Source organism: Chlorobium sp. KB01 (assembly GCF_001975465.1).
Taxonomy (GTDB): Bacteria; Bacteroidota; Chlorobiia; order Chlorobiales; family Chlorobiaceae; genus Chlorobium.
The window spans coordinates 1-11,686 of the sequence record NZ_MPJE01000016.1 but is presented as its reverse complement, the minus strand read 5'-3'; the positions used below and the strand labels follow the sequence as shown (position 1 = coordinate 11,686).

12 protein-coding genes are annotated in these 11,686 nt (G+C 48.0%); 4 read left to right on the top strand and 8 right to left on the bottom strand.

Annotation, left to right across the window (positions count from 1 at the left end; genetic code table 11):
• Positions 1 to 48 precede the first annotated feature (48 nt).
• Positions 49 to 720, bottom strand: coding sequence for an START domain-containing protein (locus BOO20_RS01005; RefSeq protein WP_076789467.1), 672 nt, complete (start codon positions 718 to 720; stop codon positions 49 to 51).
• Between the two features lie 60 nt (positions 721 to 780).
• Positions 781 to 2,436, bottom strand: coding sequence for a S41 family peptidase (locus BOO20_RS01000; RefSeq protein ID WP_076789463.1), 1,656 nt, complete (start codon positions 2,434 to 2,436; stop codon positions 781 to 783).
• Between the two features lie 180 nt (positions 2,437 to 2,616).
• On the opposite strand from BOO20_RS01000, the gene BOO20_RS13220 reads away from it, so the two are divergent.
• Positions 2,617 to 2,742, top strand: a complete 126-nt coding sequence (locus BOO20_RS13220; RefSeq protein ID WP_255372190.1) for a hypothetical protein — start codon at positions 2,617 to 2,619, stop codon at positions 2,740 to 2,742.
• A 477-nt stretch (positions 2,743 to 3,219) separates the two neighbouring features.
• Here the strand turns inward: BOO20_RS13220 and BOO20_RS00995 are convergent, their stop codons facing one another.
• The gene (locus BOO20_RS00995; RefSeq protein ID WP_076789460.1) at positions 3,220 to 3,693 is read right to left on the bottom strand and encodes a RidA family protein; all 474 of its coding nucleotides are present in this window, start codon (positions 3,691 to 3,693) and stop codon (positions 3,220 to 3,222) included.
• Positions 3,694 to 3,881: 188 nt separating this feature from the next.
• Here BOO20_RS00995 and BOO20_RS00990 point away from each other — a divergent pair, with 188 nt between their 5' ends.
• From BOO20_RS00990 to thiD, 3 genes are read left to right on the top strand one after another with little or no spacing between them, the layout of a single operon-like run.
• The gene (locus BOO20_RS00990; RefSeq protein ID WP_076789457.1) at positions 3,882 to 4,529 is read left to right on the top strand and encodes a thiamine phosphate synthase; all 648 of its coding nucleotides are present in this window, start codon (positions 3,882 to 3,884) and stop codon (positions 4,527 to 4,529) included.
• The gene (thiE, locus tag BOO20_RS00985) at positions 4,526 to 5,155 is read left to right on the top strand and encodes a thiamine phosphate synthase (RefSeq protein WP_076789455.1); all 630 of its coding nucleotides are present in this window, start codon (positions 4,526 to 4,528) and stop codon (positions 5,153 to 5,155) included. Before BOO20_RS00990 ends, thiE begins: the two co-directional genes overlap by 4 nt.
• The gene (gene thiD / locus BOO20_RS00980) at positions 5,148 to 5,960 is read left to right on the top strand and encodes a bifunctional hydroxymethylpyrimidine kinase/phosphomethylpyrimidine kinase (protein WP_076789452.1); all 813 of its coding nucleotides are present in this window, start codon (positions 5,148 to 5,150) and stop codon (positions 5,958 to 5,960) included. Before thiE ends, thiD begins: the two co-directional genes overlap by 8 nt.
• A gap of 7 nt (positions 5,961 to 5,967) precedes the next feature.
• Here the strand turns inward: thiD and BOO20_RS00975 are convergent, their stop codons facing one another.
• From BOO20_RS00975 to BOO20_RS00955, 5 genes are all read right to left on the bottom strand, one after another.
• Entirely contained in the window at positions 5,968 to 7,302 is a 1,335-nt protein-coding gene (locus tag BOO20_RS00975) for a UDP-glucose/GDP-mannose dehydrogenase family protein (protein ID WP_076789449.1), read from the bottom strand.
• Positions 7,303 to 7,364: 62 nt separating this feature from the next.
• Positions 7,365 to 8,213, bottom strand: a complete 849-nt coding sequence (locus BOO20_RS00970) for a biogenesis of lysosome-related organelles complex 1 subunit 2 (protein WP_076789444.1) — start codon at positions 8,211 to 8,213, stop codon at positions 7,365 to 7,367.
• On the bottom strand, positions 8,195 to 8,899 hold the full coding sequence (locus tag BOO20_RS00965) for a triacylglycerol lipase (RefSeq protein WP_076789441.1): 705 nt from the start codon (positions 8,897 to 8,899) through the stop codon (positions 8,195 to 8,197). Before BOO20_RS00965 ends, BOO20_RS00970 begins: the two co-directional genes overlap by 19 nt.
• Positions 8,900 to 8,956: 57 nt before the next feature.
• Complete coding sequence (locus tag BOO20_RS00960) at positions 8,957 to 10,468, bottom strand: leucyl aminopeptidase (RefSeq protein WP_076789438.1); 1,512 nt, start codon at positions 10,466 to 10,468, stop codon at positions 8,957 to 8,959.
• 2 nt (positions 10,469 to 10,470) lie between these two features.
• Positions 10,471 to 11,559 (bottom strand): bifunctional oligoribonuclease/PAP phosphatase NrnA, encoded by a 1,089-nt coding sequence (locus tag BOO20_RS00955; protein ID WP_076789436.1) that lies wholly within the window; start codon positions 11,557 to 11,559, stop codon positions 10,471 to 10,473.
• Positions 11,560 to 11,686: the final 127 nt, after the last annotated feature.

Below are 11,686 nucleotides of genomic sequence, written 5' to 3'. Positions count from 1 at the left end.
CCGTGTGTTGAGTTGTTATTGAGGACTGCATGAGAATGAGGGGAACACTCACTCAGCGATAAACTGCTGGTAATTCTGGATGACATCCTTCGCGGATTTTATGAAGGGCGCCTCTACAGAAATCCTGTACTTATCCTTCTTTACCATATCACGCATATTGTTCATGGTATGGTAGGGCGTATCAATAACGGCAATATTGGCCAGCCATGAGGGGATCTCGCCACCCGGTTCAATGTGGAGACGGAAAACCACCCTGCACTGGTTTGCCGAGAGCGGGATGATGTTCCATGCACCCTCAAGATGGGGAACACGAACATATTTATCGTTTTTCGGCAGAAAGTCCGGCAAACACTCAAGCTTGATAAAAACCTCGGAGGTGTCAGTATCCATATACCCCTGGGAGCGGGTTATGATTTCACGATCGGAAACCGGCCAGGGAGCACTGACAAGCTGATAGACAACCCGGCCGTTATCTTTCTCCCCATTATCTGCTGAAAGTTCCTGCAGAAGGCGCATCTCTTTGGTTTTCCATACCCACTCGGTGGCTGCTTCAATATCAAACAGAAGACTCAGTACGGCATGCTGTGGAGCATCGATAGTAGCTATGCCTACAAAAGAGAGGAAATCAGAGGAGGGAACAGGACAGGTAAATATCTTCAACCAGTCATTTTTCAGGCGCAACGTACAGGTTTCGCTCTGGATTTTTTCAATTAACGACATACGTGTAATGTTTTGATTATTAGTAAAGGAGAAGCCGATTAATCAATACCGTCAAAACACTCAGGGCTGTCGCATTGGCACAGATGCTGCTATCCTGACAACCGGGTCTGCACTCTGCACTACAAATGTTATCTGACCAACAGCGCCAAAGAGCTGATGAGCTATCCTTGATTTTACGGCCTGAGCCAGCTTAAGGCGATCACGAAGAAAAACTGCCCGGTCAAACCGGATTTTTTTACTCTTGCAGGTTTTTATAACCAGAGCCTCAAACACGCGCTCTTCGGAATATTTTGCAAGAAAACTCTCAATAGAACCCCGGTATTGCTGAACCAGGCTACGGGGATCATCAATAATTTTAAGGGCGATATCATCAAAAGAACCCGAACGAAAAAGCTCCTGGTAAAAATCAGAGTAACTTTTTCCGGTAACCCAGAAATCCGGAATAATCCCGCCGGCATTTTTCAGCGCCACAAGCTGACTTTTCTCATCGGGAACTTTCCCGTTGAGCGACGAGAGCAATCCGTATAGAGAGGAGGTTCTGTAAACCGAAACCTCACTGTTTTTCAAATAGAGTAAACTGTCAGGATTTGTAAAGAGTTTCTCAGGACGAATGGTTGTGAGTGCATCCTGAAAATAACTCTCCCGACCCGTACCGCCTTTATGATACACCCGCTGTATCTGTCGGCCGGATGGGGTATAATATCGTGAAACGGTAAGTCGAATTGCCGAACCATCTGCAAACTGAAGCTGCCGCTGTACCAGCCCCTTTCCGAAGGTCTGCTCTCCCACCACAACAGCCCGACGGTTATCCTGGAGAGCACCGGCAAGAATTTCAGAAGCTGATGCACTCCCTTTGTCCACCAGTACAATCACTTCACCTGTCTCGTAACTGTCACCGGAGCGCGCAATAAATCGCTCATTCTCGACTCCGCCGTTACGGCTCTTGGTATAGACAATCAACGCTCCCTTCGCCAGAAACTCATCAGCCACGGCTACGGCCTGTTCAAGAAAACCACCAGGATTACCTCTCAGATCAATAACAAGGCGCTTCATGCCCTGCTTTTTAAGCCGGAGAAGCACCGTGCGGAACTCATCGGCTGTGGTTGCAATAAAACGGCTCAATCGAATATACCCTACCCTGCGATCAAGCATAAAGGCTGCATCGATACTCGATGTCGATATTCGACTCCGTGTAACCGTAAACTCGACAATCTTTCCACTAAGAGGCCTGAAAACCCTCAATTTCACCTGGGTTCCCTGCCTGCCCCGAAGCTTCCTCAATACCTGTTTTTCCGTAATACCAAGAGCGGGGAGAGAGTCAATGGCAAGGATACGGTCTCCGGGCAAAATCCCGACTGCAGCGCTTGGTCCACCGGAAAGCGGCGTGACAACAAGGAGCGTATCGCTTGAAATATCAAATTCAATACCGATACCATCAAAATTACCATCAAATTCGGCCTGGGAATAGGTGACCTTTTCCGGCTCCAGATAGACTGTATGGGGATCCAGATACTCCGCCATACCCTGTATACCTGCTCCCGCAAGACTATCGCCGGCTACATCATCAACATACATCGTTTTCATCAGACTGTAGGCTTCGAGCATTTTTTTCTGCTGTTCACCCTGCACGTCGCCTTTGCCGTTGAGTCTGGACCCGAGAAAAACTCCAAATCCGAGCACAAGAAGCATCAATACAATAGTAAGTATGCGGGACATGAAGTGGGGGTTTATTACAGGATAAGAGAACGCCTACAAGCTTCATCAATCACAGTTTACCTATCACAGATCAAAATCACAAAAAAACAATAAGCAACAGAGTCCCGCCAATCCATACCCACAGCATATACCCTGAGCAGAACGCGAAAAGAAAAGCACATAACACAAACTGACCGCACCATGCCATCAACCAATAACAACAACACAGTAAAACGTATTGATAAACAAGTAACAAGAATACAACAGCATCATGAGCAGCAACAAACACTTCAAACTATCTCAATAAAAATAGCAGACAACGAATAACTCATTACACATCAAGACCATATTAACATCACACCATAACCTATACAAACAACAAACAAAAGAATTTTTAAAACAAATATCAAACAAATACAAACAAACTCTTGCCCTGAATTATAAAACTACTAAACTTAATAAAGTTTATATTCAACAAAATTATTTATGTTATTTTATTTTAATTACTTATATTTGTTTTAGTGATAATCTTTCAATGTATTTATGCACATCATAAACTTTAAACAGAAAAGCAGTATTCGAGCACTTTTTTAGATTTATGAGTCTTTTACTTTGGCTTTTTAATCGGAATATGCTTTTACATTACTTGTCATCTATACTATGATATATGGCATAGATACATAATAACATAAACGGCATGCATAAATCAGCTTAATGGTGTTCATTACAATACGCCACGCAAGCGTTATGCTGAATGGTATGAGTTATTCCTGCAGATTATTTATTCTTTTTACTCTATCATGCTCAAGCGAAATCACACTGAACAACAAGTTCAATTTCAAGGCTTGCATCAAGAGGTAATTCTGCTACTCCGACGGCACTTCTCGCATGAACTCCCCTCTCTTCGAAGATTTCAAGAAGAAGAGAAGAGGCTCCATTGGCGACAAGATGCTGACTGGAAAAACCGGAGTCGCTGGCAACATAGAGCGTAAGCTTGACAATCCGTTCTATGCAATCAAGAGTGCCTGTTACCGATTTGATGGCGGCAAGTGCATTGAGAAGAGCGGTTCTGGCTGCATTGAAAGCATCTTCCCTGCCCTGCTCATTTACCTTTCCTTTACCACCCGGTTCTATCAGTTTTCCGTTTTCAAGAGGGAGTTGACCGGAGGTAAAGACAAGATTACCGCTCCTGATTGCAGGGGAGTAGAGACCCGCTGCTGCGGGCGGCTGAGGCAGAGAGAAGCCTGCTTTAATGATTTTTTTTTCGATGCTGCTCATTGGGGAATGGTTGGTTACTCTCGATTATCGGTAATAAAACCCTTTTTCTCACGATGCATTGCGCTGCATGCCCTGTATAAATGACCATAAAACGGTCCCGAAAGAAATCGGAATCTCCCCAGGAAAGGCAGTTGCTATTACCACTAAAATTATTTATAGTCACTGAAATATCAAAGGATTTTGATTATATGGCGCATAATACTCCCCATAACACTCCCCTGCCGCGCCTTCTTTTGATAAGCAGTGGCAAGGAAGCCCCTCTGACTGGCACACCTCTGCTCAAACAGCTTCAACTCCTCCCCCGCTTGATGCCTTGCATGATTCAGATCAGGGAAAAAGAGCTTGACGCAAAACAGTTGTTTCAGCTTGCGCTCATGGCTGCTGAAATCGCACGTGAAAAAGAGGTCAGGATCCTGATCAATGAACGTGCCGATATTGCTCTTGCTGCCGTTCTTCACGGCGTACATCTGCCCGAAAAGAGCTGCCCGCCCGATAAACTTCGCGCAGTTGCGCCGGAATTGATCATCGGATGCAGCGTACACTCGCCGTTGTCTGCACGGATCGCTGAAGAGCGCGGCGCTGATTACCTGCTTTTCGGTCCGGTATTCGATACGCCCTCAAAAAGGAAATACGGCCCGCCACAGGGAGTGGATAAACTCGGTGCTTTATGCCGTTCGACCTCACTTCCTGTCTTTGCTGTGGGAGGCATTACACCACAAAACATTCCGTCGTGTATGAAGCAGGGGGCCTATGGTGCTGCAGGAATCTCCATCTTTGAACCGGGCAGCGGGTTTGTCGCTACCTTTGAACAATTCTATAACACCCTTTATCAATGATGCCCTCCTCTCCCTTTCTCTGTGTCATTACTGATGAGGCTGTGTGCCCGATCTCACTGGCTGAAAAGGCTCTGCATGGTGGAGCTGCCATGATACAACTGAGACATAAAACGGCTTCCGGCAGTCAGCTTTTTTCCTGGGGAGTTGAAATCACCAGACGGTGCAGAGCGTACGGGGCACTCTGTATTATCAATGACCGCATTGATATTGCCCTTGCATGCAAGGCTGACGGTGTTCACCTCGGTCAGCAGGACCTGCCGGCTTCTGCCGCCCGTAAACTGCTCGGCAATTCCCGCATCATCGGCGTTTCGGCATCATCACCTGAAGAGGCTATTCAGGCTGAACGTGATGGAGCGGATTATATCGGTTTCGGCCATATCTACCCGACACTATCAAAAGAAAAAGGGTTTGATCCTGTCGGCCCGGAAACACTCCGGAGGGTCTCCGCCCTCGTCTCCCTGCCGATTATAGCTATCGGCGGCATCAGCAAGAGCAATGCATCACTGGTCATAGGGCATGGTGCGGCAGGCATCGCTGTCATTTCCGCCGTCAGCAGGGCAGTTGATCCCGTCAGTTCAGTACAAGAGCTTCTCTGCTCACTACAACAGGGAGGCATTGATGGGTAAAAATTATGTTACCGTTCTCACCATTGCAGGCTCGGATGGAAGCGGAGGGGCTGGAATCCAGGCGGATAGTAAAACAGTTGGCGCCCTTGACTGTTACGCTCTTTCGGTCATAACCGCCGTTACAGCACAAAATACAAGCGGAGTAAGGGGAATCTCCCTTCTCCCGGTAAAATCTCTTTGTGAGCAGTTCAGGGCCATTGCTGACGATATCAGGATCGATGCCGTAAAAATCGGGATGCTTGGCAGCAGCGACATCATCAGAGCTGTTTCCGGATTACTCAGAGAGCTTGAAAACACTCCGCCTGTCATTCTTGACACTGTTCTCGGCTCTTCCGGAGGCACCACTCTTCTGCCGGAGGCGGCTATCGAGGTAATGAAAGCAGAGCTCTTCCCTCTCGCAACCTTAATAACACCAAACCTGCCGGAGAGTGCAATCCTGACCGGCATGAAGCATCCACCTGCAACCGATGAAGCTGTCGAGGCGGCTGCCGTAATGCTGCATGAAGCCGGAGCGGCTTCGGTACTCATCAAGGGAGGTCACACTGAAGGAGACGAATGCCGTGACTGCCTCTTCAGCAATGGCCGGTTTTTCTGGTTCAGCTCCAAAAAAATCGAGACCCACAACACACACGGCACCGGCTGCACACTCTCATCAGCCATTGCAGCATTCATGGCCAGGGGGGAAGTGATGGAATGTGCTGTAGAAAAGGCAAAAGCATATACGACTGAAGCCCTGAAGGCGGGAGCCGGTTACCATCTTGGCAGCGGCAGAGGCCCCCTTGATCATCATTTCAGGTTTCGATAACCCTCTCTCAGACACCACGGGGCGGGCGGCCGACAGAGTAGTAGGTAAATCCGGAGATCTCCATGAATTCAGGATTGTAGATATTTCGGCCGTCAAAAACCACCGGCGTTTTGAGATCTCGTTTTACCATCTCAAAATCGGGGCTGCGGAAGAGAAGCCACTCCGTAAGCACCACAAGAGCATCAGATCCTTTTACCGCATCTTCAGGGTTTGCTGCATAGTAGATCCCCTCCCGCTCTCCGTAGATTCTTTGAGCCTCGTGCATGGCAACCGGATCGTAAACCCTCACCGATGCACCCGCATGCAGAAGCTCTTCAATAACCCTGCGGCTCGGGGCCGCACGCATATCATCGGTATTCGGCTTGAATGAAAGCCCCCATAACGCAAAAACACGGCCTCCGATCTCCTCTCCGAAATGGAGGCGGATCTTCCTGACTATGGTACTTTTCTGGTCTTCATTGACCGCTTCAACTGCCTGGAGTATCCGTGAATGATAACCATATTTATGTGCGGTTCTTTCCAGCGCCTGGACATCCTTGGGAAAACAGGAGCCGCCGTAGCCCACACCGGGATAGATAAACGAAAATCCGATCCTTGAGTCGGAACCGATCCCCCTCCTGACAGCCTCGACATCAGCCCCGACCCGCTCGGCAATGTTGGCTATTTCATTCATGAAACTGATCTTTGTGGCAAGCATGGCGTTGGCCGCATACTTGGTGAGCTCGGCCGAACGGATATCCATGGCGATAAACCGCTCATGGCTGCGGTTGAACGGGGAGTAGAGAAAACGAAGCAGCTCTTTGATGCGGGGGTCATCAACTCCGACAATAATCCTTTCCGGTTTCATGAAATCGTTGACCGCATCTCCCTCCTTGAGAAACTCGGGATTTGAAACCACATCAAAATCAACTCCCGAACTCCGTTCGGCAAGAACCGAACTGATTTTTTCCCGCACAAGGTCGGCAGTACCGACGGGAACTGTCGATTTGTTGATGACGATCCGGTACTCCTGCATATAGGTTCCGATACTTTCGGCAACACTGAGCACATGACGCAAATCTGCCGATCCATCCTCATCAGGGGGCGTACCTACCGCAATAAACTGGTATAATCCGAACTCAACGCCCTCCCGGATGTCGGACGTGAACTTCAATCGACCGGCACGGCTGTTTTCAATAACAATTTCCTCAAGACCGGGCTCATAGATGGGAATGTGACCCTCATTGAGCGCGTCAATCTTCTTCCGGTCAATATCAACACAGAGAACATCATTTCCGACTTCAGCAAAACAGGCTCCGGTCACAAGACCGACATAGCCTGATCCGAATATGGTTATTTTCATTACAGCATGATTTCAGGGTTCGCCACAGCTCTACGTTCCGGATGGCAAACCAGAGTTACTTATTATTCAAGAACTATTACAAGGCAACGGGATTTCTGCCAGAAAGCATTTTCATCACGGATAAGAAGCAGTGAGGATGTCTTGCCTCCAACCAGCTCGTAAGAGCCAACCGTGTGAGGAGTTACGATTTTAATGCGTTTCAGGGGCCTGTCAAAAAAGAGATCACGGGTTTCGGTTATCTCAACCTTTTTAAAAAGATTGACATTAAAGTCGTTGGCAAGACGGTACTCATTGCCGAAGAGTTTTTCAAGCGGATTAATGCGAAGAAGAACACCTTTCGAAACGAGATCATTAAAGGTGCCCGAGATGTAATAAGCCGTAAAGAGCTGCGAGTCCTGATCCTGGATATACTCATCAAGCACATCCACTGTTGCCATAAGTGAAGATACCTGCCTGTTGAGCTTCTGAACCTGGCCTTTCAGGGTGATAAGCTCTCCATCCTTGGTATTTATGGCGATTTTAAGCTCCGAAACCAGCTTGTCAAGCGAATCAACCCGATAGGATGAGGTTCGGTTCTCCTCTTCAAGTTTGCGGATCAGGTTTTTACTTGCCGCCAGGGTGGAATCGATAAAACGGATTCCGGCGGAGATATCCTTGCCAATCTGCTCGACACTCTGTTTGTCACTGCTTTCAATATCAGATGAGAGTCTTTCAACGACAGCCTCTTTCTGCTGAATCCTGCCGAGATTTTTCTGCACCTGGGCAAGAATAGCCATCATTGATTCAAGATGCTCCTGCTGGGGGTCCTGCTTCGGTTTTTCCGGGCTGCACGACGAGAGAATCACCAGAAAAGCGAAACATAAAACCCCGGCCACCCTTAAGCGACTCGCTCTTACAGCCATTGAATCCATTGTTCAACCCCTTCTTTTGTGCCATACCACCTGGTATGCGGTGTTGGAAGATGCTCGGCATCTGCAATAGTTACATTGACAGCACCCTCAAGAAAACAGCTTTTTGCAGGAACAATGCCGTCACCGGCAACATTGCCGTCATCCAGAACGTTTTTATAAAACTGATAACACATTTTCTCCACAAAACTTCCCTCCGAATTGCCATGATACTTATCGCTGACGACAGAAACAACAGAAACCCGATCAAAAAAATCAGCTTGCAGATGGCTGAAGATAAAATCCGTTTTTATCTTCGCATAATACTCACCCGTATGAAACGGTGTTCCAAGCGTTATCAATTTCTTGATCTGCTTTCCCGGATTATACCGTTCACCCTGAAAGGGCTTTTCAAGCAGATAGACCATCGCAACACTCCCTCCACCGCTATGAGCAACAAGCGTAATGGGTTCATCGGGAAATTTCTGTTCAATCTCGCGTATCGTCCGGTCAAGAGCGCTCATGACCCTGTTGGTTGATTTTTCCGGCGAAGGAGGAAATCCTATCCAGTCAATGAGCGATACGGGTACTATGGCTATTTTCTCTTCCGGAAGATAGCCGCCAAGAGCCTCTTTCATGATATCATAAAGCGAATCCCAGAAAAGTACTCCGGGAATAATCACTACTGGATGTTGCGGGACCGCCTTCATGATAGGTTCATCTTGTTACTCTGCCTCTCTCTACTCTCTTGTTTCTTTCCGGAATTTTCAGGACCATTGCTTCAGCAGCTCAACAAGCAGGCTCACACCAAACCCGGTTCCTCCATTGACCTTGCCTCCCCCTTTCGGAGTGAATGACGGACCGGCAATATCAATATGGGCCCAGTTTTTGTGCTCATCAATGAATTTCTCAAGGAATTTTGCAGCCGTGACTGAACCGGCACCACGTCCTCCGGTGTTACTGACATCGGCTACGTCGGACTTGATCTGCTCATCGTAGAGATCCCAGAGCGGCATGCGCCACACCTTTTCACCTGCCTTCTGACCGGCGTTATAAATCTCATCAGCCAGCTTGTCATTGTTACTGAAGAGTCCTGCAACGGAATAACCAAGGGCAACAATACAGGCACCGGTCAGGGTTGCGAGATCAATAATGACATCCGGCTTATACGTTTCAGTTGCATAGGCAAGGGCATCGGCCAGAATAAGCCGTCCCTCGGCATCGGTATTGCCAACCTCAACAGTAATGCCTGAATAGGTGGTAATAACATCACCCGGATTCTGGGCTTTACCGTCCGGCATATTGTCGGTAGCAGGAATCAAACCGATAATGTGCAGCGGAAGGGCAAGACGGGCTGCGGCCTCAACCGCACCCAGTACGCTTGCGGCGCCGGCCATATCCGACTTCATCTCTCCCATGTTTTCGGATGGCTTGATTGAGATGCCGCCTGAATCAAACGTGACCCCTTTTCCGACAAGGGCTACAACCGCTTTCGGTTTCCCTTTCGGCTTGTAGTCAAGAATGGTAAAGGTCGGAGGGAAAAAACTCCCCTTGTTGACCGCAAGGAGGCCTCCCATACCAAGAGACTCAATCTCTTTTTTATGAAAAACCGTTACCTCGTAGCCATATTTTTTGGCGGACTCCTCTGCAGCTTTCGAAATATCCTCAGCCTGCAGATAATTACCCGGCAGATTAACCAGATCCCTGGCCATCTTCTGGCAAGAACCGACAATCCTGCCCGCCTCAACACCGCGCTCTGCCGCATCCAATACCGAAGCTCCGGCCCTTAAAACAAGTTCGGCAAGCTCTTTTGTCTTGTCTGCCGCTCTCTTTTTATCCAGCTTACCGCTTTTCAGACGCTCAAAGCGGTATAAACCGGCAAACGATCCGGTAACAAACGTTTCAGCAAGAGTCGAAACACTCTCTCCAGTTTCACCGGCAATGTGCTCGATGGCTGAAAAATCAACAGCAAGCTTGGCAATCTTCAGCTCAACAGCTCTGGATGCAAGAGAAATGGCCCCCTTGCGCCAGTCATCAAGAGTTTTTGCATCACCGATACCAAACAGGGCAAGTCGAGATGCCTTGCATTTTCCGGACCCGCCATAGAGCAGAACAACCTCTCCTGCTTCGGCTTTAAAATCCTTTAATACCTTATGATCCAGTTCAAGTCCTGCAAGCAGCTTCTGAGCCTCTTTTTTCAGATCTCCCTTACTGATCGGCAAGGCAAGAAGATCGACGGCAATACGATCAATCTCAATTTTTGTTACTGATATTTTCATAATCACGCTTGTTCGTTGTTAACACCTTCAACCTGACTGGATGCTGTTTTAAGAAATGCTCTCAAATCTTCAAGAAGTACCTTCTGGGCCCTGTCGGACGAAAACTGGAAGAGACATCCGGCAGCATTCATATGCCCCCCTCCTCCATATTTTTTTGCCAGCTGGTTGACGTAAATATTGCCGCGTGAGCGAAAACTCGCCTTAGTTCTGCCATCCTGCATCTCAACCATAAGCACGGCAATTTGCACGGTTGGTACACTCAGCAGATACTGGATGATGAGATCGGTATCAAAAAGCTTGCTCCCGGTGGCTTTTAACATATCCTGAGAGATAAACAGCCACGAAATCACTCCATCATCAAGCACCGTGATAGCGCTCAATGCAGCTCCGAGCAGCTTGAGTGCCTGGCAGGTAAGTGAATTATAGATCTTGTCGTAGATATCCGAAGCATCTGCCCCTTTGCTGACAAGGTCACCGGCAAGACGGTAGACATAGGGGGATGTTTTCGGAAACCTGAATGATCCGGTATCCGTCATAACCGAAACATAGAGCGCTTCGGCAATTTGGGGTGTGAAAAGTTCACGGCCCAGCCTCTTCTGAAATGCGTAGATCAGGTCATAGATAAGTTCACCGGTCGAGGATGCATAGTTTTCACACACCATGACATCGGTAAAATCATCAGGTTCAAGATGATGATCGACACAGACAATTTTCAGGCTTCCGAGCTCTTTGGAAAAACTAACATGCGGCCATAGCGAACCCATCCTGTCACGAAGATTTGCATCAAGAAGCACAACAACATCACAAAGCGACAACGCCTGTATAGCATCCTCATCCCTGTCGTCAAAGAGGCTTATCGGATAGAGATGGGTAAGAAACCTGTAGTTCGGGGGGACCTCAGTCGGATTCACAATCGAGACCTCCTTGCCAAGCAGCTTGAGCACTAGCGCAAGAGCCACCTCGCTTCCGAGGCCGTCACCATCTGAATTCTCATGCGTCGTCAGAACAATATGCTGACCTTCAATCAGCTCATCAATTACCGGAGACCATTCCTCGGCGTTAAGCGTCCTTCCATACTCGGGTAATATCATTCGTTTGCAGTAACTTTATCAAAAACAAAACTCATTCTATGCCCTTTACTTATAAAGCCACATAAGGACACCTCTATTTATTTGTTCCGAAACCCGATGACTGCGTTGGGCGGTGCTCGAAATCCTC